This window comes from Trichocoleus sp. FACHB-262 (assembly GCF_014696035.1).
Classification (GTDB): domain Bacteria; phylum Cyanobacteriota; class Cyanobacteriia; order FACHB-46; family FACHB-46; genus Trichocoleus.
The window spans coordinates 1-20,710 of record NZ_JACJPK010000081.1 but is presented as its reverse complement, the minus strand read 5'-3'; the positions used below and the strand labels follow the sequence as shown (position 1 = coordinate 20,710).

Sequence of the window (20,710 nt, the reverse complement as noted above, 5' to 3'; positions counted from 1 at the left end):
ATGTTTACGATTGGCGATTCCGTACGACATCAAATGACTGGGCAGTTGGGCAAATTGGTGGGCTATGGTCATCAAATCTCGGAGCAAGGCGCTTATCTACCCACGCTACAAGTCCTAATGACCGATGAACTAGCGCTGACCCATCACCACGAAGTCCTCGAAGACCTCACCTCTGCCTGGATAGTCCAGCCACTTACTCGCTGTGGAGAGACAATTCCTGGGGCAGCATCCCTTCAGCAGGTTTAACCTCTAGCGGCAAAGTCACCGTGAAGGTGGAGCCAACTCCCACTTGAGAGGCCAACTCGACCTCACCTTGCAGCAGTTTAACTAATCGCGCCACGATCGCCAGTCCTAAGCCTGTACTATTCGACAGATAGGACTGGTTATTGGGCATGACTCGAAAATAGGGATCAAAAACCTGAGTTTGATTGTCAGGCTCAATCCCAACTCCTGTATCGCTAATCGCGATCGCCCAAGTTTGGTTAGGTTGGGTTTCACAGGTGATATGAATCGAGCCTGTTTCGGTGTAGCGAATGGCGTTACTAAGCAGATTCATCAACACCTGCTGCAAGCGTAAAGCGTCAGTAACGACTTCTTCAGGAGCGCGATCGCAGTCAACTACCAACTGCAACTCTTTGCTGCGGGCTAAAGGTTCAACAATTTCTATAGTCTGCTGAATAATCCCTCGTATTTGAATCGGTGCTAGGTGCAGCTTCATCCTGCCAGCATCGTACCGAGAAATTTCTAAAGCATCGTTAATCAAGTGGAGCAACTGCCGACCGCTGCGGAGAATGCGCTCAATGTGCTCCAACTCTTGATAGTTATCTTTATCTTCTTCGGGCTGTCGGTGTTTACGCAAAAATAGATCCGAGTAGCCAATGATGGAAGTTAACGGAGTCTTGAGTTCATGGGCTAGGTGCGACAAATTCTCTTTGCTGGCCCGCACTAAACGAGTTAACTCTTGATTGGTGAGTTTCAGTTGCGTCTGTAGCTGCTCTAGTTCTTTCAGCCGTCCGTGGGTATAGCTCTTAAAACAACGAGCGATCGCTTCATCAATTACCGTGTCAATCAAGCGCACAGCTCGCAGTAGTTCTTTGGGGGAGCTTTGCAGCAATCCTGGCTCTAAAGTTTCAAAGATTACGGTGCGTAGTAGACGGTACTCACGGGCGATTTCGGCTGGGTCAAATCCTTGCTCGGCACGAACGATGCCATGTTCTAAACTGCTTTCGACTAGCTTTTGTAGGTCTCCTTCTCCATCATTCGACAAAATGCTAGCCATTGCCTGCAAAACTTTGGGGAAGCTATTGCGCAGGGCTTTGTAAGTCAGCTCCTGAGCAATTTCGATTTGGCTATCCTGCCGTACAGCACTCACCCAATTTTGCTCAATGATCTCTATCTTGTCGGTCAGTAGTTGCCCAAAGTCCACCATATTGCTGCTTGCCGTTTGGCTGCGATCGCCTGCTGATTAGAAGTAGCTTAACCAGCCCGCCTTGACTCTCGCCTCGTACGAGGGAAAGAATTTTGCTGCCTTTGATTGGCTACCTCTTCAGCATTAAAGCTTACCTGACCAAGCTGGTAAGGCCGATAGACGGATTGGCGGCTGAAATATGTTGCGGAAAAACGACGGTGAAGGTAGAGCCTACATGCAACTCCGACACCAGTTGAATTTGACCCTGCAACAACTGCACCAATCGCGCCACGATCGCTAAGCCTAGGCCAGTACTCTCGGGCAATACCGAGGGGGAATGATCGTTGACTCGAAAGTAAGGATCAAAGACTCGTACTTGGTCTTCAGAACTAATGCCTAGCCCTGTATCAGCGATCGCGATCGACCAGCGTTGATCGGGTAAGCTGTGACACTGGACATGGACTGTCCCTGTATCGGTATAACGAATCGCGTTACTAATCAGGTTGGTAATGACCTGCTGCAAACGGAGAGGATCGGTTGCGATCTTGGCAGGAGCCGCATCGTAATCAATGTCTAGGGTCAGTCCTTTAGCTAGCGCTACGGGTTCTAGCATTTCCATCACACTATTGACGACTAAGCGCACATCAATTTCAGTCAGCTGAAGCTGCATGTTGCCTGCTTCGTAACGCGACAGCTCTAAAACATTATTGATCAAGCGCAATAGGCCGCGGCCATGCCGTAGCACCCGCTCAATATTCTCGATACTCGGAAAGTTATCTTTTACTTCAAATTGTTGCCGCTGCTGCTGACGCAAAAAGAGTTCTGAGTAGCCAATGATGGAATTGAGTGGCGTTTTGAGTTCGTGGGCTAATAAAGAAAGATTCTCTTGGCTGGTGCGGACTAAACGGGTTAACTCTTGATTGGTGAGGGCAAGCTGGCTTTGCAGTTGGTCCAGTTCTCGGAGTCGTTCTTCTACATAACTCTTGAAGCATTGAGCGATCGCCTCATCCACCACCACGTCAATCAGCCGAAACGCTCGAATGATGGCGGCTGGCTCTGCCTGTAGTAACTCAGTCTGTAATGCTGTGAAAATTTCTGAGCGCAACAGGCGATATTCCCGCGCAATTTCTCTGGGGTCAAATCCTTGCTCCGCCCGCCAAATCCCATGATTAAGACTGGCAGCTACTAGCTCCTGCACATTACTGTCCTGAGATTCACAAAGTACAGTAGCCATTGCGGCCAAGACGTGAGGAATATGATTGCGAATCGCTGTCGGAGAGAGATCATCTGCACTTTCAATGTGCTGATCTTGATGCACTGCTTCTACCCACTGCTCAACTATGGCCTCAGTCTTCTCAACCAGGATTCGCCCAAAATCTTTCATCGTAAGAATCCGGAGGAGTGGTAGAAAAATCTTCTCTCTCTGGTATGAAGCCAGTCTAACGATTACCCATCTATTCCGCTAGTCGTAGAAACCGGAGTGGGAGTGCAGTATTGCTGCATGGCGGCGATATTGTTGATATTTGTCGCTTCAGAGCATCACTTCATCAATGCGATCGAGGTTTACTAACCAATCTGTCACCGCAGGAGCTTCTGGATCACTAGAGTGACGCTGACAGCGGCCCGAAAACTGGCAATCGTCACAGCGTTCTATGGCTACGTTCACTTGGGGAAACGGTTCACCCTGCTGATATTGTTCAAGCCAGTCTGTAAGTTGCTGTAGCAGTTGCGTCAACTCTTGCCGTGTCTGCTCATGCCAGGTGGAACTGTAGGGGAAGGTGAGGCTTTGAGGTAACGGAGCCTTCGTTGGGTCATCCTGAGCTTGCACGAACCAGTAAGTCAAAGAAATTTGTTCTGGTAAATAGGCACTAGTTTCTGCCAGCACAAATGGATATAGACGAGTTTGCCAATTGTGCGCGAGCCAATTTTGCTGCGGCGGACGAGGGTAAGTTTTCCAGTCTAGAATTCTGGCTTGTTGCTTCTCCAACATGACCAAGTCATAAATCACCGTGATTGGATAGCCTTGTACACTGCAAGTCCGACGGTGCTCGCTTTGTCGCCAAGTAGTATCTGAAGGAGTAGCCAGCCCGACAATTTCTGGAACTGCGGCTAGCAAGGTACTGACACAGTGCTGCATCTGAGCATCTTCTGCCATGAGGGCGTCGATGGGTAATCCCAGTTCCCGCTGCTGCATTAATAAGTGGAAGCGGCTGCCCCATGCCTGATGGGCTTGTTGTTCTGGGGTGGAGGGTGAGCCGAGTTGCTCTAGATAAATATGTTGAAACTTCCGGGGACAACTCTCTAGCAGGTTCAATTGCCCCTGAGACAGCCGCAACTTAGGCTCGGCGCTGTCGGCGATCGCCCCGTTAACCGCAACATTATTGGCAATGTCTAAGTTAGTGTCCCAATGGCTCTGCATGATTACTCTCGCACTTTGGTCAAGACGAAAACGCTTCCTTCATTGCCCCGCCCAATGCGTAAGTCGGCATCGAGATAAGTAATATCTAGCCAGCCTTGCTGATCTCGGTCGGCAATACTAAAGTCGACCGCGAAGAATTTTTCTCCAGACTCCAGCCGTTGCACAAATTGAGATGGCCACTGATAGCCGAGCAGCCGCTGCAAACCCAACACAGAGCGCTCAAACTTTACCTCGACTCGTCGCTCTGAAACTGCTTGGAAGCGGGCCGCAACACTGACCAACCCTTCTAAGTAGGGCAAGCCATGCACTTCTGCTAAGTTATAGATCTTGGCTTCGCTAGCCCGAATGTATTGGTAGATCTGCCCCAACTTCAGCAAAGGAAATTGATCAATATTGAGTAGACCTCGACTAGTTGTGTAGAGTAAACGCCAATTGCCGTCTAAAAGATCACTGGCTTCCGTCGGTCGTGGGGTAGGATTGCGGTCTTCCAATTGAGCGATCGCTGCTAATATAGCCAGTTGATCACGCTCTGTGGCGAGCAAACCTCGATTCTTCCCTGCGATCGCTTCTAATAATTCTGCCTTGCCTAACATCGGAGCTGACCTCTACTAGCTGGTCTGATCTTGATCGTGTTACAGCAACTTGATAAGTGTTAGAGCAACTTTACAAATCTTTTGAGGCCTTTCTTGACTTCAACCCAAATATCCGCTAGAGATGTCTTCACGAAATTCACCACTCGGTGGTAGACTCTGGGCATCTCCGTTCGTCAGAATAAAAAAGTAGCTACTCTAGGCCGAACCTTAGCATGTACAACCCTTCTTTGCGGCAGCACGCTCGCAGCGAACGCGCTCCCATCATTCCATTACAGCAAGAGTCTTCAATTTTAGACTGGCTGGAGGCAAATGGTCGTCTGTTGGCTCGCGATAGTCAAGATTTCGACTACTCCGATAATGAGGAGGAAATCGCCGAACTTATGGCGGTCGATGATGGCACCTATGACACCGATGACGATGACGACGATGCCCTCGATCTCGATGAATAGAGCGAGTTGGTATCGCTCTAAGTTTGGCAATCGCCCAAATGGGTAAAATTTTGTCCTGAATTTCCAAAGATCAGCTCGAAATCTTTGGCATGTGTGGTGTGAAGTGAGATGACAATCCAGTGGACGCAAAACTATTTTCTGACCGATCCATCAAGCTGACTGGGACGATGCTGCTGCTAGCGCTGTGGACAGGACTGAGCTTTGCCGCCTCAGCGCTAGATTGGTTTGCCAACCGTCCCCTCTGGCAAGGGCTTTCGTTGACTTTGCCGTTGTGGATTTGTGGCCTAGTAACCGCCGCATTAGGTTACTGGGCTGTACCCTTGCTCCGGGCGCTGAAAACCGGGCAATTTATTCGAGAAGACGGACCCCAAGGCCACTTAAAGAAAGCAGGTACCCCAACGATGGGTGGCATTTTCTTTGTGCCTGCGGCGGTAGCGATCGCGCTGCTCTGGTCTGGATTTAATGCCAATGTAGTAGCAGTCTCAGCCCTGACGCTCGGCTACGGTTTCATCGGTTGGCTAGACGACTGGCAAGTATTACGCCGCAAGTCCAATAAAGGCATCTCGCCCCGAATGAAGCTCGCCCTGCAAGTCATGTTTGGCGGGCTGTTCTGTCTTTGGCTGATGCTGACTCAAGGTGAAAGCATTACCACGGTGGCTCTTCCCTTTGGACTGGCACTGCCTTTAGGATTGCTATTCTGGCCCTTGGCTTGGTTTGTGTTGGTGTCGGAAAGTAATGCTACCAACCTCACCGATGGTCTTGATGGCCTGGCAGGCGGCACTGGAGCGATCGCTCTCTTAGGGTTAGGTGCTTTGGTCGCGCCGACTCATCCCGAATTAATGTTGTTTTGTGGTTGCCTCAGTGGTGGCTGTCTCGGCTTCTTAATGCATAACCGGAACCCCGCTCGCGTCTTCATGGGAGACACGGGTTCCTTGGCGTTAGGGGGAGCCTTAGCTGCGATCGCTCTAATCACCAATACTCTGTGGGCACTGCTAATTCTCGGAGGCCTCTTCCTAGCGGAAACCCTATCAGTAATCGCGCAAGTCAGCTATTTCAAGGCGACTAAAGGCCCTGATGGAGTCGGCAAGCGCCTCTTCAAAATGGCCCCTCTACATCACCATCTAGAGCTTTCCGGTTGGTCAGAAAACCAAATTGTGTCACGATTTTACCTAACAGGGGGATGTTTGGTTCTAGTGTGTCTACTGCTTCACCTCTTTGTTTAAGCGTCTCCTAAAACTGGATTAAATCTAAAAGTTCGGACTTCTTGCCAGGGGTTCGAATTTTTTTAGTGCCAGCTCGATTCCTTAAAACGAGTGAGAGATAGTACGAAGAGGAGTTAAACCATTCGAGCCAGTAACCTAAAGATTAAGTAAACTGCTGGTTGGATCTAGCCACTCCAAAGCCCATAGCGTTTATGGTTGGGAGCATCTAAGCAATTTCCCCCTGCACTTAGGGTTTATGATGCAATACGCACCTTCCCGCCCCCAATTTGAAGTTTTTCAAGTTTCTGGTCATCTCAATGGAGTCAATGCCACTGATTTGCAGAACCAGTTGAAGCATAAAGTTGCTTCGACCCCTGCACAGGACATATTAGTGGACATGGCTCAAGTAGATTCTCTAGACAGTTCTGGACTAATGGTGCTGGTTGGAGCGCTTAGCTTTGCCCAGCGTTTGGGCCGTCAGCTAGTTCTCTGCTCAATTTCACCTTCGGTCCGCATCATTTTTGAGCTGACTCAGCTCGACAAAGTTTTTCCGATTTTTGATAATCAAGCTGCCTTTGAAACGACATTGCCCTAAATTTAGGGTGCATTTGCCTCACGCAGTTGGTTGTGGCTTATGGCGTGACTCAACTGAGTCAGTCACAGCTTAAGCTTGCATCCGTCTAACTTCTTCATTGGCTTCTAGCTGAAATCTTAAGTTTTGGTTGTATTCTTCGACGTGCTTCAGTTCTGCTAACTTACGCAAAATCGTTTTAGTAAAGTTCTCGGCATCGGGGAGCTGGTCAGCAATTTGCGCCGTCTCCACTTCAATCTCAATCATCTTGATCATGCGTGAGTACTCACTAACCAGCCGCTGGTTATTACTCATCTGCTTACTCAAGATGCCCACGGCACTTGTGGTGCGACGAATCCGGTTGGCATAAAGCTTGTCATCAAACTGCAACATTTTACGCTTGAGCGAGTCCAGTTGGCTGATCAGCGCCTGGTTAGCAGCAGACTCATGCTTTAGTTCGCCCAAACGCTGCTCTAAGCTGTATTTCTGAGTAAGGAGTTTCTGGTCGGCGAGTAAGCGTGACTCTTCCTGCACATTCATTTGCAGCGGAGGACTTGTTAGCTGAGCCGTATGAGCAAGCTTCGCGTAGAGTAAAAGACTAGCTGCACTCAGCATTGATAGCAGGAAGATATTGGCCCCAGTCAACAGCAAAGACAAAAACACAGTGGCGGAGACGGTGCCACGAGTGGCCACTAAATAACCAGGGCTAGGCACAGGTGAAGGTAAAAGATAATCGCTCCCTGTCGTATGGTTGGTAATTGCGATTAACTTTTTCAAGACATAGCCTTGGGTGGTATAGAGCAGCGAAATCATATCGCCCCGACGCACCGGAATCCCATCCTCTGCTCCTGGAACGGAAAACTTCAAGACTTGAAGACTTCTGCTTGGCGTAATAATGCGGAATTCATAGTGCCGTTTATAGAACCTAGGCAGCTTAGCGGTGAGGTAAAGCAGCACCTCTCGCATAGAACTCCGTTGAGAGAGCTTGCCGTAAACCACACCATATTTGCGTTGGCAGGAGGTGCATCTCAACTGAGGAATGCTGTCATAGTTGAGAGTACCCAGGGGTGTCAGACACGATGGGCATTGAATTGACCGTTTCATAAAGAGGGGGCTCTGACAGAGCCAAGTTTCAAGCTTGCCTGAATAGAAACAGTGCTACATGCGAGCAGCACGTCAGTAGATCGATTCTAGTGCTTGGGTTTAAAAGTGGGTGGGAGAATTTGCAAGTAGAAGAATTTGTAACAGAAGCCGCGATCGCCCCTATAAATTGCCCTATAAATGGCTCCATAAGATTGCCCCATAAATCGCCTAGATCGATCGTCTAACTAGATGCCTAACTAGATCGCCCCAGTCACAGGAAAAGTTTTTTATAAAGAATATTAGATGCGGAATGACTCTATTGAGTCATGTGGTATTCAACAACGCTATCCTGACCATTCAAGCTTTTGTCTCGGTGTAAAGGTCTATGTTTGAGCCTTAGTTGAGGCTTAGTCAATGCCCCTGTTCTACCCTCTAGGATCACCCTTATGCCTCCCTCTTTGCAGACCAGTACCACCCCCACTGCTGAACAACTAGCCCAAACGAAGCAAGCGATCGCCGCTTACGTTGCCACTATTGATGCCAACCCAGATCGTCGTTCGGGTGCCTACCCCTACTACCTCTTTCACGAACCTGGGCAAACTGTTCATGGCACTATCCTGATGTTTCATGGTTTCAGTGCAAAACCCCATCAAATGTGGCGCTTGGCTGAATACTTATTCCAGAATAGGTTCAATGTTTATCAAGCAACCCTAGCCGGTCATGCCTTTGCGCTGCCCAACAAATATTGGCCCCAAGTTGATCTCAAGCCTGAGCTTGCCGAACCTTTACGCCGGAAAGTTCAGCAAGACCCCGTTTTACAAAACTATTTTGCTAATCTATCGGCTAACCCCAGCGATCGCCGCCCCAGCGCGACCCAACGTATCGCTTTACTAGCAAGGTTGCTAGCCATTGAGCCTCGCCTGCTAGATATTATGCAAGCTATTACTCGGCCAGATGATCCTGACTTTGAGCGCTACTTTATCTCCTCTCACCTCGATTACCTGAGCGAAGCAAAAGCTCGATTGGCTGAATTGGATGCGCTCCCAGGCCCAGTTTATACGGTGGGTTTGTCAGTTGGGGGTGCTGTCGCTCTAGGTCTTGCTGCGACTCGTCCCGATCGCATCGATCGCGTTGTGGCTTATGCCCCTCTCCTCAAAGTTGATGGAGAAGAACATCGGCAATATGTAAATATGGCAGGTCCGCTGGATATCAAAGAACTAGGTTGGGACCCTAATCTGCAATTCCCCGTGGGAGCGCTAACGGCAGCCGATCGCTTTGGTAGCTCCTTTGTCCTGAACCCCAAGCAAACTCGTACCTTACAAAATATTCCTACCTTCTTAGTGCTGACTGAGAACGAGGATGCGGCTGATGTGAAGACGAATCAAACTTTCTTTCAGGAAATCGGTGGTAATCACCAAGGGCATTACTCTTACTTATACCCAGCGCAAGACTTAGTGCCTCACCCAATGGTGGACCCCACTGAGGTAAGCCAGAATATGAGTAATCGTTTCTGGCAAAGTCTTTACCAGGAGACATTCCGTTTCCTGACGCAGGGTAAGGTGAACTTAGATAATATGAGTAATCTAGAACAAGCGGCTGATCTGCCTCTCGTACCCGCTGTTCAATAGACTAGATTAATCTGCGTAACTACACAGGGCCACACAGCGCCTACTCGACTAACTCTATTTTGATGGCATACTTCCTTGGCTAAATAGCTGAGGAAGTTTTGTTGATTGAGCTTACAGTTTTAGCTAGAGGTGTCTGAATTATTTAGTAGATAACAAGGTGCTTAAGGTCGAAAAGCTGTACCTGAGCTGGTAAAAAACGCGATCGCCCTAAATTGCAAACTCAGCTCATTGACAAAAGGTATAGTAGGCTACAAAATAATTGCGCGTATCAACAAAAATAGACGAAGGTTAATTTTGCTAACCTTTCGTTGTCTTGTTATTCGATGTATAAAATTTTTTGATAGCAGAAGCAGCCTAAAAGGCATGACAACTTATGTTTTAATCAACTAAAGTGAAGAAGTGTATCGGCTTGTAGCCCTCAGGTAACCTTTATGACAGGTGTTGTACCCGCAAGTTTGCATCTCTACGAGTTATATCGGAGTCAAACAGGGCTTTCCGTTCCATCTTCATCAGGGCTGACAGTATTTTGCGACTTTGACGGTCCCATCATTGATGTTTCAGAGCGCTACTACAGCACCTACCAACTAGGACTCGCCGACACTCAAGCGACTTACCAAGTTCAAGGAATTACCTTACCCATTCAGCTGCTAAGTAAAGAACAGTTCTGGCAGATGAAACAAGATCGAGTGCCAGATGTAGAGATCGCAATGCGCTCTGGACTCGTTCAGCAATCACAAATTGATGTGTTTTTACAGCGAGTTGGCCAAATCGTAAATCAGCCGACCCTGCTTCAGAAGGATCGGTTGCAGCCAGGAGTGCGCTGGGCGCTCAAACTACTGCATACAAAAGGTATCAGGCTGGTTTTAGTGACGCTACGATGCCAACAGCAAGCGACTCAGATCTTGCAAGAATATGGTTTGGCAGATTTGTTTAGCGGTATTTATGGCGCTGATAACGACCAAGCGGCTTACCAAAACTACGCTGACTACAAAACTCAGCTTTTAGTCAACGCTGCGCTGGAGCAAGGGTTGCGTGGTGACTTGGCTCAGTCATCCTGGATGATTGGAGATACCGAGGCCGATGTTTTGGCTGGCCAAGCGTTAGAAATTCCTACGCTCGCCTTGACTTGTGGGATTCGCAGCAGACGTTATCTAGAGCGATTGCACCCCACCTGCATCCTCAGCGACCTCGTATCTGCAGTGCAGCATGTCGTGACTTGCTACCATCTAGTCCAAGGCTGAAATCATACAAGCTAAGAACGGTAAGTTTAGGGTTGTTCTAGCAGACCCATATGCTCCCACCAACGGTTGAGAGGGAAATAGACGACGGGAGCCCAAAGACTACTCAAAATTGCTGAACTCAAAGCAGTGCGCTGGTGATATGTCCAGATCTCGGCTAGGGTCCGCATGGCTTGAACCGATGCGCCATCAAACTTTTGCAGACTAAATTGAATGGCAATCACAGTTTCTGCTAAGACAGCCATACCAAAAACAATCAGTGCCACAGAGATAAAGTCTTCTTCGATGTATCGCTGCTTCTGTAGGCGAGCCGTTAACACACCCACTACTATCAAACTTAAAACATGAGTGGGATGAGGAGCCGTCATACCATCTTGCAGGAGCCCTAAGACTAATCCAGCGATCGCTCCTTGAAACACAGTCCGCTTAACGCTCCAAGCCACGACCCAGATTAGTAGCCAGTTAGGACCAATGCCTGCTAGTTCCAGACCTGGAAAGCGTAGAGGCAGAGCCAGTAGGCATAAAAGTACAGAGACAACTGTTACAGTCCAATTTAAAAGCGAGCGATGATAAGCAGAACCTTTCAGCAGGTTTTTGAAGGAATCATTCCTCATGGGATATTCGACTTTGGAGTTGCGGGCGTAGAATTTTGAAGTTCGGCTTGAGTAGGATAAACGATTACCCATTCCAAGTAACTGATAGGGGCAGATAGCTCAATCACTGCTTCAGGCGCAGGGCTTTTATTCAGGTTGACTGACTCGACCCGCCCCACGGGCATACCGGATGGAAAAAGCTGGCTGAATGTGGAAGTAGAAATTACATCGCCACGCCGCACATCTGGAACTTTATCAAAGAATTCCATCACTGCTCGGTTACCTGCTTGGCCTCGCATGAAACCCGTGTAGCGGCTGCGACTTACAACCACCCCGACTCGGCTAGTGGGATCACTAATGAGCAGAACGCGACTAGTATGAGGAGTGCTGCTGACGATCCGACCGACCAAGCCTCCAGGCCCAGCGACCACATGACCCACCTGTAGTCCATCTTTGCTACCACGCCCCAGGGTAACTTGTTGCCACCAATGGTCGGCGCTACGCCCGATTACAGGAGCAGCAATTCCCTTTTGAGGTGTAGCAGAGGCATAACCGAGTAAATCTTGAAGCTTTTGATTTTGGCTTTCTAGCTCCACTAAGCGTTGCTGGAGTTCTAGAACCCGTGCGTTGGCAATTTGCTCTTCGGGGTTCGGAGCGCCTTGGAAAGGGCGAGTCAGACCTTGATAAACTTCTAGAATTGCCGCTCCCTGGGTTTCTCGCACTACCCAAGCTGTACCGAGGGTAAGACCCACCAGCAACATTCTTACGCCATATCGATCCCACCAGCGACGCAGTGTATACATGCAATCTAAACTATCTTGGTTTGAACTTACTTTCTAGGAATCCTTAGCTTGCTGAAATGGTTTCCTTGGCTGAAGGCAGGTTATTGCTTAAGGCAAAGGAAGGCTAACAAATGCGATCGCCCAGCAGTGATGGCAGATTTAAGGGCCTCGTAAGATTTGCAGGGCAACGCTGGGCCTAGTGGGTTGCTCAAATTGAGTCTAGGGCCTGAAGAACTCAATCCCAAAAGACACAAGTAGACCAAGGCAGAGCAATGATTGCCCTTCAAACTAGGAAAGTGCGCGATCGCCTAAGGCCACCGGACTGATGCAATCGCCAGCCCTGAAACACGTCAATTTGCTGTTGTTACATATGGCGAGAGCGACCGCTGAATACTCGTTCTAACTGCTTGAAATTCTCTAACACACGACCTGTGCCTAATACGACACAGCTCAGGGGATCGGCAGCAACGTGAACTACAATGCCAGTTTCGTGACTAATCAGGGTATCAATACCTTTTAATAGGGCACCTCCTCCAGCCAACATGATCCCGCGGTCAATAATATCCGCTGCCAGTTCAGGGGGAGTGCGCTCTAAGGTACGCTTAACAGCCTCAACAATCACTAATAGAGGCTCAGACATACTTTCGCGAATTTCTGGCCCCTTGATCGTAACGGTACGAGGCAATCCAGAGAGTAAATGCAGACCTCGAACTTCCATCATGGCTTCATCAACTTCGTTGGTAGGGTAAGCAGAACCGATGCGGATCTTAATCTCCTCGGCTGTGCGTTCTCCAATCACCAAGTTGTGCACTTTCTTCATGTACTGAGTGATTGATTCACTCAGCTCATCACCCGCGACTCGAACAGATTCACTCAGAACTGTTCCTTGTAAGCTTAAAACTGCGACTTCAGTGGTGCCGCCACCAATATCGATAATCATGTTGCCGGTAGGTTCTGCCACAGGCAGTCCCGCTCCGATCGCAGCAGCAACTGGCTCATCAATCAGGTAAACTTCACGGGCACCCGCTTGAGAAGCTGCTTCCATGACCGCCCGACGTTCTACCCCTGTAACCCCACTAGGAATGCCAATGACGATCCGGGGTGAAACCAGGGTGCGACCTTCATGCACCCGCCGAATAAAATGCTTCAACATCAGTTCTGCGGTGTCGAAGTCGGCAATCACACCATCCCGCAGGGGACGCAGAGCAACTACATTCCCAGGGGTCCGTCCCAGCATCTTTTTGGCATCTTCTCCGACCGCCAAAGGAATCCGGTCATCTTGGTCGATCGCCACCACCGAAGGTTCTTGGAGAACGATGCCTTTACCGGATACATAAACTAGTGTGTTTGCGGTACCGAGGTCGATACCCATGTCCCGAGATAAGGAAAAACGACTGAAAAGACCCACTAGTTTCTACGCCCCTAAACGAAATGCTGCTGCGCCTGAATACAATGTAGCCGAGGTGGATTTTATTACGTTTTTTATCCTGAGTCTAGTTAGATTCAGGTTAACTGTAAATCCCATTAATTACGCTAAGTTTGACGAATCTTTAGTCACATTCCTAGGAGTGGAGGCTGAAATCAGGATGAATTTTGAATTTATCTGATCTTGATAACTTTTATCTTAACGACTATTTGTGCTCTCACTAACAAATCTACAACCTTTATTGGGTGATAAATTGAGGCTCAAGATTAGTAAAAGCGCTAAAATTTTTGAACCACTTGTTCAGCTACTAGAAAGAGCGCGATCGCAAAACCAGTCATCAACCAGAAAGCGGCGATCGCAGCTAGAAAACATTCGATATACTATAGGTACGCTTGTACTAACCGTTGTAATTATAATCCTATGAGTCTTAACGTTGTCACTTTGGTCGGTCGGGTAGGCGGAGATCCAGATGTCAAATTTTTTGAATCGGGTAGCGTAGTTTGTAATTTGACCCTAGCAGTGGACCGACGGACCCGTAACAATGACCAGCCAGACTGGTTCAATTTGGAGTTGTGGGGCAAAACAGCACAAGTAGCGGCTGACTATGTGCGTAAAGGCAGCTTGATCGGCGTGAGCGGGGCGCTCAAGTTTGAGTCTTGGCAAGATCGCAATACAGGTGCAACACGTTCTAAGCCTGTAATTCGCGTCGATCGCTTAGAACTGCTAGGCTCCAAGCGAGACAATGACGCTGGTTCCATGAACAATTACGGCGGCGATGATGAGTTTTAGCGAAGTTGCCTGAGTCTTGCGCCTGAGATTGTGATTGTGATTGTAATGGATAGGGGCAGGTCTTGTACCTGCCCTTTTATGTTGGGGCATCTGCTCAGAAGCCCCTAGGACGTCACCCACGAGAGGTGCCCCTAATACCGAATCTCTAGGGTGACGCTGGCATCAATTTCTTGCTCGCCACCCACTACAGGCGTATCAGCCATTTCAGCTCGCTGCAATTTAGAGAAGGCCATGACGGGGCGAGGGGGGGGAGTGCTGGCTCCGTTGACCTGGATACTGACGATTTCCTGGGCCGTGAAGTTGAGCGCTTCCAAAACAGCGTTGGCTTGCTGTTGAGCATCCTGGGTGGCTTCGCGGAGCGCTTGTTTTTGGGCGGCTGCGATCGCGGGGTCTGGAGCCACAAAACTCACACCGTTGACTCGCGTCGCTCCTGCTTTGACTGCGTCATCAATAATGGTGCCTGCCCGTTGCGTATCAACCCGAAAGCTGACGGTATTGGTAGCAATGTAGCCGACTAAGCGTTGCGTGTTGTTCTCGTAACTGTAGTTGGGATTCAGGGTGATGCCTGTAGTTTGCAGTTTCTCCACATTGCGTGCCTTGAGCAACGCCACGACTGCCGAGGAGCGCTTGGCAGCTTCTTGCTGCACAGCTTCCGCGGTTTTGCCTTGTACCTCTACGCCTAGCTCAACTTGAGTCAAGGTGGTAGGAATTGTTTCGATGCCACGGCCAGTGACGGTGAGGGTTCTTAGCATTCTCTCTGCGGCTCTCTCTTGAGCGAGAACAGGGTTGGCAAAAGTGAGGCTCAGTATTCCTAGGGCGATTGGTAAGGCTGTCCAGCGCTGCCAGGAAAGGGACGGACGATGGGACATCTGGGCTTGGTACATAAAATGGTTTCTCCTCACGATCGCAAGTATGGGGAATAAATGGCTTTGATGTTCCTAATCTGTCATCCCCAGTGGTACAAAGTCTGATTGGTTACATTTTTAGAAACTTACAGACTGGGTAACAGAGGAAAGCGATCGCGATGGCTTATTGGTTGTTGAAGAGTGAACCGCACGTTTATAGCTATGCAGACTTGGAGCGAGATGGCCGCACGATTTGGGATGGGGTGAACAATAATCTAGCGTTGAAGCACATCCGCACCATGCAGCCGGGAGACTTAGCGCTGATTTACCACACAGGGGACGAGCGCAGCGCAGCGGGCATTGCTGAGGTAGTGAGTGAACCTTATGCCGACCCTGCCTTAGCTGATCCCAAACGAGCAGTCGTAGATGTGAAAGCCGTGCGATCGCTGCCGCAACCTGTGACTTTGGCGCAAATTAAGCAAGACAGCAGCTTTGATGGCTTTGATTTATTGCGGATTAGTCGGCTTTCGGTGGTGCCCGTTTCGCCTGAACATTGGCAACGAATTCTGCAACTGGCGGGGGAGTCCTCCTAGAATCATCTGTAGGCGCTCCATCCTCACTCGCATTTCTGTCATTCATGGCTTACCACCTTTCTGCTGCGAAGTTGCAAACCTACCATCGCTGTGCCCAGTCCTACTATTTTCGTTACGAACGAGGGATTAAAACGGCTGCTTTTTTTGGGTCTGCGTCTCTCGGTACAGCGCTACACGAGGCTTTAGCGCAGATCTACCGCGATTGGCACTATCAAGACCCAATTCCCGGACTCGATTGGGTGGAATACTGCTGGAGCCAGCACACTCAAGGACTCAGCCCTACTCAGGTGACCGATGGACAGGTGATGTTGCAGCGCTATCACGAGCGCTTTATGGCTAGCCAAACTGCGATCGCGCGTCCAGTAGCTGTAGAAGGTAAAATTCAAGGATCGCTCCAAGTCGAGAATCTAGAATTTACTTTGGCAGGACGCTATGATCGCCTCGATTATTTAGCGGATGGATTGGAACTGATCGACTACAAATCCAACAAAGACACCAAGCTGTTAGACCCAGCAGAGATGAATCTGCAAATTGGGCTGTACTACTTGGCTTTAGAGCAAACTTATCCGCAAACCCTGCGCCGCTTGAGCTTAATTTATCTCCGCACAGGCGAGAAAATTAGCTTTGAAGTGACTCCAGAACATAAGCAACGAGTAGAATCTGCCATTGGGGATTTAGCGCTACGCTTGCGAACGGATGCAGCCTGGGAACCTACAACTGGCGGGCATTGCGATCGCTGCACCTATGCCCGCTATTGCCCAGGGGTGCAAGCGGAACCAGAACCATTGCCGATGGATGCCAAACCCCGACCAGAACTACAGTTGGCCCTGAGCTTAGCACTGGATTCGGCAAGCTAAAGACTTTCGGGGTGCTGGTGGCATTCAGCGGGTTAACAGGCTATGGTCAAAGACAAATTGCCAATTGCCTTCTGCTCTATGCCTGCCCTCTCTACAAATCGTGTTTTAGCGAATGCTCGTACTCGGTGGGTATCTGTACGAACTAAAACTTTGCTGCGGTTCGGCGGGCTGACGACGGCCCTATTGCTGACTGTTACATCTCCCTTAGCAGCTAGGGCCGAACTATTTAATAGTCCCCTGGAGCGGCTTTCCGTGGCAGAACGAGTGGCGTTACGCAGCGGTAAGGTAGTAGTGACAGGCGATCGCGGTCGCTATGTGGCTAAAGTTCTAGTCAAAGCCTCTCCCGATGTAGTTTGGTCAGTGTTGACCGACTATACCAATTTGTCCAAATTTCTTCCCAACGTGGTTTCTAGCCGGGTGATAGAGGCGCAGGGCAACCGCAAAGTGGTAGAGCAAGTCGATGTGCGTCAAGTGTTTCTGGTCAGTAGGCGATCGCGCTTCCGCACCGAGAATATTGAAACCGCGAAAAAACGAATTGATTTTCGGTTGCTGGAAGGAGATGTAAAAACGCTCCAAGGATATTGGCAAATTGATCCCGTTGCTACCTATCCAGGGGCTCCTGTAACTCAAGTTTTGCTGATGCAAGACATTACGGCTGAACCGGGTACAGGCACCCCAAAGGGACTGTTCTACGACTTGTTTCGTAGTGGCTTGAATGAATCTTTAACCGCAATCAGCCAAGAAATCGGTCGGCGAACCTTGCAGGCAACAGCCCACCATGCTCAACCGCAAACCTCCCCCACCCGTTCCTTCTGACTCTATTTTCCCGGATAGCACTAAGAAATCACGACTGCCGATTGGGGTTTGCTACACACCCACGGCAGTAGTGGATTACATGGTGGAAAACACAGTTGGACGGCTGTTAGCGGGTAAAACGCCTCAACAATTGTCGGGCAAACTCCGGATTCTCGACCTAGCCTGCGGTGAAGGCATTTTCTTGCTGCGAGCTTACGCTTACTTACTGGCTTGGTATCGCGATCGCTATATTGCTGCCTACGAAAGCAGAGAGGCACCCGTCACGGAATTACCGCTGCAACAGGGAAGTGATGGCACTTGGAATCTGGCGATCGCGGAGCGGTGGCGGATTCTGCGGGAGCATATTTATGGGGTCGATATTGATGCCCAAGCAGTTGAGCAAGCCCGACGGTGTTTATCAGAAATAGCTGGCCTCCCTAGCCCCCTAATACTGGGGGGAATAAGAGTTCAAAGTTCCGCAGACTATCTCTCCACAAATGAGCTGGATCGTCTCCCTCCAACATATAGCCCTGGCGGGCATACCCAAAAAGGGAGTAGGGGGGGCAAAGCGCAGAGTAGCCAGTTTGATTTGAGCCAAAACCTTAAATGTGGCAACGCCATCATTGGTGAGGAATTGGGCGATCGCTCCCCTTCATCATTTCCAATCAACTCCAACCAGGCTTTTAACTGGCAAGAAGAGTTTCCGGAGGTGATGCAGGCAGGAGGGTTTGATGTGGTGATTGGCAACCCTCCCTATGTTGGCTCGGAGTGGATGACCGAGCACCTTCCTGATTGGCGGCATTACTGTACGCAACATTATCAAGCCGCTGCTGGCAATTGGGACTTGTTCTGCGTATTTATTGAGCAGGCGATCGCGCTGTGCAAACCTTACGGTTTAACTAGCTTGATTGTGCCGAATAAACTGGGTTCTGCAAGTTACGCCGCTCAGGCTCGCCAGATTTTAACCGTCCAGAATCAACTGCTAACAATCCGCGACTACTCCAGGGTGCCAATCTTTCCGGTCGCGGTTTATCCCATTGTTTATACCGCGTGTAAACAACCACCAAAAGTAACCTCACGGGTGCAGTATGAACGCATGGAAGTAGCTGCTAATGGTGCGGTCGCTGTAGTAACTTGTCAATGGCTAGATTATCAGCGCTACTTTTGGCAGGCAGAGAAACCCTGGAGATTGGGTACGAGCTTGCAGCAGGCAGAGTTATGCGATCGCTTGCAGTCTCAGTTTCCACCCCTCTCAACGGTGGCAGAAGTCTTGGGAGCCGCAACCGTAGGAGAAGCCTATGCCATGCAGTCTTTGATTGCCGATGAAGCTTGCCCCCAAGCGACCGATTTGAAGCTGATTAACAGCGGCACGATTGACCGTTACTGCGACCTCTGGGGGCAGAAGTGCTTGCGCTATTTGGGCCATGCTTATCGCTATCCCATCATCCCAGCGACGCAGCACTCTCACCTGCTGCCCAAGCGACAACGGCAAGCTCGCCAACCCAAAATTATTGTGGCTAGCATGACTCAAGTTTTGGAATGTGTGGTGGATGTCGCAGGAGATTTCGTAGCGGGAAAATCGACTGTGATTATCCTCACCTCGTTGAATTTGCATTACCTGTTGGCACTGTTAAATAGCAAATTAATCAGCTTTTACTACCGCAACTTATATGGGGGAGACTGCCTCAAAGGAGGCTATTTGCGAATCGGACCGCAACAGTTGCGATCGCTGCCTATTTGCCTTGCTCACGACTCACTATTCACGCAACCCAATCAACATTTAGTCTTGCTAGTGCAAGATTTGTTATCTCTTCAGAAACAGTTAGTCACAGCCGAAGCTGCTGAATATCGCCACAATTTGCAGGAGGGTATCTACACTTTGGAACGACAAATCGACCAATTCGTCTACGACCTTTATGGACTCACGGCGGAGGAGCAGCGGCTCATTAGTTAGGTCACTAAAATATAAGTGCTAAAAAATTACTTCTACTTAGTTTTTGTGACCCAAAATCATCAAAACTTGCTTAATTGTTGTGTCTGGTAATGGTGCGAAATAGTTTAATTTCTGGGTTGATCATTAGCGGTAGCTTGTGGTTAGTGACATCAGTTGCAGCCGCTCCCTCTGCAAGTGAATATCGTCAGCTTGGTCTGACTTATCGGGCACAAGCACGTTATTCAGAAGCGATCGCCGCGTTGCAAAAAGCGGTAGAACTGGAACCCAACAATTTGCCTGGACGCATCACCTTAGGCTGGACGCAACATCTGGCAGGCCAAGGAGTAGCGGCAATGGAGTCACTGTTTCAGGTCTTGTATCGCGATCCCAATTCAGTCCCAGCGCTCAATGCTTTAGGCATTGTCTATTTGGTGCAGGGAGACCTAAGTTCCACTGTCATCACTCACTCTTGGGCCGCTTGGCTAGAACCCAATAACGAAATTCCTTACTACAACCTCAGTCTGGCGGCTCACCGTCTGCGAGAGTATGGCTGGGCCAGCTTAGCCGCACATAGAGCTGCTGCTTTGGAGCCAGACAATTCTCACCCTTGGGTGGCACTGGCAATCATTAACTGGGATGGCGGCGATCGCGCAGCAGCGACCAAAGCTTACGAGCAAGCCTTGGCGCTAAATGGAAACTATGGCGATCGCACCTTTTTAAGCTATCTCCAAGAAGCTGGATTTAGTGCAACTCAAATCCAAGTGGCGGAGCAAGTTTTGGCAGCGACCGTCTCGCGTTAAGTTTCTTCATTAAAATTTGGGAAGTAGAGACTATTCCCGCCGACATCATGCCCCTACAGCCCAGCGATCGCACCAAGCTAGACCCCACCGAAGACACAGTATTTTATGGCCTGCCCCGATTTGTCACTCACGTAGACGAAGGATTCATTCAGCAACTCACCGATTTGTATCGCGAACGGTTGAAGCCTCAGACACGCATCTTGGACTTGATGAGCAGTTGGGTTTCCCATCTACCTGATGAGATCGAATTTGCTCACGTCGAGGGGCATGGACTCAATGCGGAAGAGTTGGCCCGCAATCCCCGCCTGAATCATTACTTTACTCAAGACCTCAATCAAGACCCGAAGCTACCACTACCCGACCAATCGTTTGATGCAGTGCTCAATACCGTTTCCGTGCAGTATTTGCAGTACCCCGAAGCGATCTTCAGCGAGATTCATCGTGTTCTGAAGCCCGGAGGCATTGCGATCGTTAGTTTTTCTAATCGCATGTTCTACCAAAAGGCGATTCAGGCTTGGCGAGATAGCTCGGAGGAATACCGAGTAGAACTGGTCAAACGTTACTTCACATCTGTACCTGGATTTCCGGAACCAGAAGCGATCGCACGACGGGCACAAGTACCTAGCTTTTTGCAAATGCTTGGCGTTGCAGGTGGCGATCCCTTTTATGCCGTGATTGCCCAGCGGGTTTAAGACAGGAACCTAAC

General features: G+C 49.5%; 22 protein-coding genes. 13 read left to right on the top strand and 9 right to left on the bottom strand.

The features are described from left to right. The gene (locus H6F68_RS16445) at positions 1-246 is read left to right on the top strand and encodes a hypothetical protein (protein WP_190560620.1); all 246 of its coding nucleotides are present in this window, start codon (positions 1-3) and stop codon (positions 244-246) included. Here H6F68_RS16445 and H6F68_RS16440 read toward each other — a convergent pair. From H6F68_RS16440 to H6F68_RS16425, 4 genes are all read right to left on the bottom strand, one after another. Beyond that, complete coding sequence (locus H6F68_RS16440; protein WP_190560619.1) at positions 194-1,429, bottom strand: HAMP domain-containing sensor histidine kinase; 1,236 nt, start codon at positions 1,427-1,429, stop codon at positions 194-196. The two genes, H6F68_RS16445 and H6F68_RS16440, sit on opposite strands and share 53 nt — an antisense overlap. Before the next feature lie 130 nt (positions 1,430-1,559). Further along, on the bottom strand, positions 1,560-2,792 hold the full coding sequence (locus H6F68_RS16435) for a HAMP domain-containing sensor histidine kinase (RefSeq protein WP_190560618.1): 1,233 nt from the start codon (positions 2,790-2,792) through the stop codon (positions 1,560-1,562). A 147-nt stretch (positions 2,793-2,939) separates the two neighbouring features. Then, the gene (locus H6F68_RS16430; protein ID WP_190560617.1) at positions 2,940-3,827 is read right to left on the bottom strand and encodes a PD-(D/E)XK nuclease family protein; all 888 of its coding nucleotides are present in this window, start codon (positions 3,825-3,827) and stop codon (positions 2,940-2,942) included. Positions 3,828-3,829: 2 nt separating this feature from the next. Further along, positions 3,830-4,420, bottom strand: coding sequence for a PAP/fibrillin family protein (locus H6F68_RS16425; protein WP_190560616.1), 591 nt, complete (start codon positions 4,418-4,420; stop codon positions 3,830-3,832). Positions 4,421-4,632: 212 nt separating this feature from the next. On the opposite strand from H6F68_RS16425, the gene H6F68_RS16420 reads away from it, so the two are divergent. The 3 genes from H6F68_RS16420 to H6F68_RS16410 all read left to right on the top strand — a co-directional run bounded on the left by H6F68_RS16420 (position 4,633) and on the right by H6F68_RS16410 (position 6,666). After that, positions 4,633-4,869: a DUF3134 domain-containing protein gene (locus H6F68_RS16420; RefSeq protein WP_190432510.1), complete on the top strand. Its 237-nt coding sequence runs from the start codon at positions 4,633-4,635 to the stop codon at positions 4,867-4,869. A gap of 119 nt (positions 4,870-4,988) precedes the next feature. Continuing rightward, positions 4,989-6,092: a phospho-N-acetylmuramoyl-pentapeptide-transferase gene (gene mraY, locus H6F68_RS16415; protein ID WP_190432512.1), complete on the top strand. Its 1,104-nt coding sequence runs from the start codon at positions 4,989-4,991 to the stop codon at positions 6,090-6,092. A gap of 235 nt (positions 6,093-6,327) precedes the next feature. After that, positions 6,328-6,666, top strand: coding sequence for an STAS domain-containing protein (locus tag H6F68_RS16410; RefSeq protein ID WP_242065539.1), 339 nt, complete (start codon positions 6,328-6,330; stop codon positions 6,664-6,666). 69 nt (positions 6,667-6,735) lie between these two features. Here the strand turns inward: H6F68_RS16410 and H6F68_RS16405 are convergent, their stop codons facing one another. Beyond that, complete coding sequence (locus tag H6F68_RS16405; RefSeq protein ID WP_190432514.1) at positions 6,736-7,746, bottom strand: hypothetical protein; 1,011 nt, start codon at positions 7,744-7,746, stop codon at positions 6,736-6,738. 425 nt (positions 7,747-8,171) lie between these two features. Here H6F68_RS16405 and H6F68_RS16400 point away from each other — a divergent pair, with 425 nt between their 5' ends. Next, positions 8,172-9,353, top strand: a complete 1,182-nt coding sequence (locus H6F68_RS16400; RefSeq protein ID WP_190560615.1) for an alpha/beta fold hydrolase — start codon at positions 8,172-8,174, stop codon at positions 9,351-9,353. Positions 9,354-9,784: 431 nt separating this feature from the next. Continuing rightward, positions 9,785-10,594: an HAD family hydrolase gene (locus H6F68_RS16395; RefSeq protein WP_190560614.1), complete on the top strand. Its 810-nt coding sequence runs from the start codon at positions 9,785-9,787 to the stop codon at positions 10,592-10,594. A gap of 26 nt (positions 10,595-10,620) precedes the next feature. Here the strand turns inward: H6F68_RS16395 and mreD are convergent, their stop codons facing one another. The 3 genes from mreD to H6F68_RS16380 all read right to left on the bottom strand — a co-directional run bounded on the left by mreD (position 10,621) and on the right by H6F68_RS16380 (position 13,338). Next, positions 10,621-11,205 carry a rod shape-determining protein MreD gene (mreD, locus tag H6F68_RS16390; protein ID WP_190432518.1) on the bottom strand — a complete coding sequence of 195 codons (585 nt, stop codon included), beginning with the start codon at positions 11,203-11,205 and terminating at the stop codon, positions 10,621-10,623. Continuing rightward, positions 11,202-11,987 (bottom strand): rod shape-determining protein MreC, encoded by a 786-nt coding sequence (gene mreC / locus H6F68_RS16385; protein ID WP_190560612.1) that lies wholly within the window; start codon positions 11,985-11,987, stop codon positions 11,202-11,204. Before mreC ends, mreD begins: the two co-directional genes overlap by 4 nt. 343 nt (positions 11,988-12,330) lie before the next feature. Then, positions 12,331-13,338 (bottom strand): rod shape-determining protein, encoded by a 1,008-nt coding sequence (locus tag H6F68_RS16380; RefSeq protein WP_190432522.1) that lies wholly within the window; start codon positions 13,336-13,338, stop codon positions 12,331-12,333. A 474-nt stretch (positions 13,339-13,812) separates the two neighbouring features. On the opposite strand from H6F68_RS16380, the gene H6F68_RS16375 reads away from it, so the two are divergent. Then, positions 13,813-14,181, top strand: a complete 369-nt coding sequence (locus tag H6F68_RS16375; RefSeq protein ID WP_190432524.1) for a single-stranded DNA-binding protein — start codon at positions 13,813-13,815, stop codon at positions 14,179-14,181. A gap of 131 nt (positions 14,182-14,312) precedes the next feature. Here the strand turns inward: H6F68_RS16375 and H6F68_RS16370 are convergent, their stop codons facing one another. After that, positions 14,313-15,065 carry an SIMPL domain-containing protein gene (locus H6F68_RS16370; RefSeq protein ID WP_190560610.1) on the bottom strand — a complete coding sequence of 251 codons (753 nt, stop codon included), beginning with the start codon at positions 15,063-15,065 and terminating at the stop codon, positions 14,313-14,315. 140 nt (positions 15,066-15,205) lie between these two features. On the opposite strand from H6F68_RS16370, the gene H6F68_RS16365 reads away from it, so the two are divergent. The 6 genes from H6F68_RS16365 to H6F68_RS16340 all read left to right on the top strand — a co-directional run bounded on the left by H6F68_RS16365 (position 15,206) and on the right by H6F68_RS16340 (position 20,696). Next, positions 15,206-15,619 (top strand): EVE domain-containing protein, encoded by a 414-nt coding sequence (locus H6F68_RS16365; RefSeq protein WP_190560608.1) that lies wholly within the window; start codon positions 15,206-15,208, stop codon positions 15,617-15,619. Positions 15,620-15,663: 44 nt separating this feature from the next. Next, positions 15,664-16,476: a PD-(D/E)XK nuclease family protein gene (locus H6F68_RS16360; protein WP_190560606.1), complete on the top strand. Its 813-nt coding sequence runs from the start codon at positions 15,664-15,666 to the stop codon at positions 16,474-16,476. A 42-nt stretch (positions 16,477-16,518) separates the two neighbouring features. Further along, positions 16,519-17,292, top strand: a complete 774-nt coding sequence (locus H6F68_RS16355) for an SRPBCC family protein (protein WP_242065538.1) — start codon at positions 16,519-16,521, stop codon at positions 17,290-17,292. Then, positions 17,255-19,225: an Eco57I restriction-modification methylase domain-containing protein gene (locus H6F68_RS16350; protein ID WP_190560604.1), complete on the top strand. Its 1,971-nt coding sequence runs from the start codon at positions 17,255-17,257 to the stop codon at positions 19,223-19,225. The genes H6F68_RS16355 and H6F68_RS16350 overlap by 38 nt, the downstream gene beginning before the upstream one ends. A gap of 89 nt (positions 19,226-19,314) precedes the next feature. Beyond that, complete coding sequence (locus H6F68_RS16345) at positions 19,315-20,004, top strand: tetratricopeptide repeat protein (protein ID WP_190560603.1); 690 nt, start codon at positions 19,315-19,317, stop codon at positions 20,002-20,004. 47 nt (positions 20,005-20,051) lie between these two features. Then, entirely contained in the window at positions 20,052-20,696 is a 645-nt protein-coding gene (locus H6F68_RS16340) for a methyltransferase domain-containing protein (protein ID WP_190560601.1), read from the top strand. Positions 20,697-20,710: the final 14 nt, after the last annotated feature.

Excerpts from the sequence above, each read along its gene's own strand:
- H6F68_RS16380 (WP_190432522.1), bottom strand. The coding sequence starts at position 13,338 with ATGGGTATCGACCTCGGTACCGCAAACACACTAGTTTATGTATCCGGT.
- H6F68_RS16345 (WP_190560603.1), top strand. The coding sequence starts at position 19,315 with ATGGTGCGAAATAGTTTAATTTCTGGGTTGATCATTAGCGGTAGCTTG.
- H6F68_RS16395 (WP_190560614.1), top strand. The coding sequence starts at position 9,785 with ATGACAGGTGTTGTACCCGCAAGTTTGCATCTCTACGAGTTATATCGG.
- H6F68_RS16370 (WP_190560610.1), bottom strand. The coding sequence starts at position 15,065 with ATGTACCAAGCCCAGATGTCCCATCGTCCGTCCCTTTCCTGGCAGCGC.
- H6F68_RS16430 (WP_190560617.1), bottom strand. The coding sequence starts at position 3,827 with ATGCAGAGCCATTGGGACACTAACTTAGACATTGCCAATAATGTTGCG.
- mreC (WP_190560612.1), bottom strand. The coding sequence starts at position 11,987 with ATGTATACACTGCGTCGCTGGTGGGATCGATATGGCGTAAGAATGTTG.
- H6F68_RS16425 (WP_190560616.1), bottom strand. The coding sequence starts at position 4,420 with ATGTTAGGCAAGGCAGAATTATTAGAAGCGATCGCAGGGAAGAATCGA.
- H6F68_RS16340 (WP_190560601.1), top strand. The coding sequence starts at position 20,052 with ATGCCCCTACAGCCCAGCGATCGCACCAAGCTAGACCCCACCGAAGAC.
- H6F68_RS16405 (WP_190432514.1), bottom strand. The coding sequence starts at position 7,746 with ATGAAACGGTCAATTCAATGCCCATCGTGTCTGACACCCCTGGGTACT.
- H6F68_RS16350 (WP_190560604.1), top strand. The coding sequence starts at position 17,255 with ATGCTCAACCGCAAACCTCCCCCACCCGTTCCTTCTGACTCTATTTTC.
- H6F68_RS16355 (WP_242065538.1), top strand. The coding sequence starts at position 16,519 with ATGGTCAAAGACAAATTGCCAATTGCCTTCTGCTCTATGCCTGCCCTC.
- H6F68_RS16440 (WP_190560619.1), bottom strand. The coding sequence starts at position 1,429 with ATGGTGGACTTTGGGCAACTACTGACCGACAAGATAGAGATCATTGAG.
- H6F68_RS16375 (WP_190432524.1), top strand. The coding sequence starts at position 13,813 with ATGAGTCTTAACGTTGTCACTTTGGTCGGTCGGGTAGGCGGAGATCCA.
- H6F68_RS16420 (WP_190432510.1), top strand. The coding sequence starts at position 4,633 with ATGTACAACCCTTCTTTGCGGCAGCACGCTCGCAGCGAACGCGCTCCC.
- H6F68_RS16435 (WP_190560618.1), bottom strand. The coding sequence starts at position 2,792 with ATGAAAGATTTTGGGCGAATCCTGGTTGAGAAGACTGAGGCCATAGTT.
- H6F68_RS16400 (WP_190560615.1), top strand. The coding sequence starts at position 8,172 with ATGCCTCCCTCTTTGCAGACCAGTACCACCCCCACTGCTGAACAACTA.
- H6F68_RS16410 (WP_242065539.1), top strand. The coding sequence starts at position 6,328 with ATGATGCAATACGCACCTTCCCGCCCCCAATTTGAAGTTTTTCAAGTT.
- H6F68_RS16360 (WP_190560606.1), top strand. The coding sequence starts at position 15,664 with ATGGCTTACCACCTTTCTGCTGCGAAGTTGCAAACCTACCATCGCTGT.
- H6F68_RS16365 (WP_190560608.1), top strand. The coding sequence starts at position 15,206 with ATGGCTTATTGGTTGTTGAAGAGTGAACCGCACGTTTATAGCTATGCA.
- mreD (WP_190432518.1), bottom strand. The coding sequence starts at position 11,205 with ATGAGGAATGATTCCTTCAAAAACCTGCTGAAAGGTTCTGCTTATCAT.
- H6F68_RS16445 (WP_190560620.1), top strand. The coding sequence starts at position 1 with ATGTTTACGATTGGCGATTCCGTACGACATCAAATGACTGGGCAGTTG.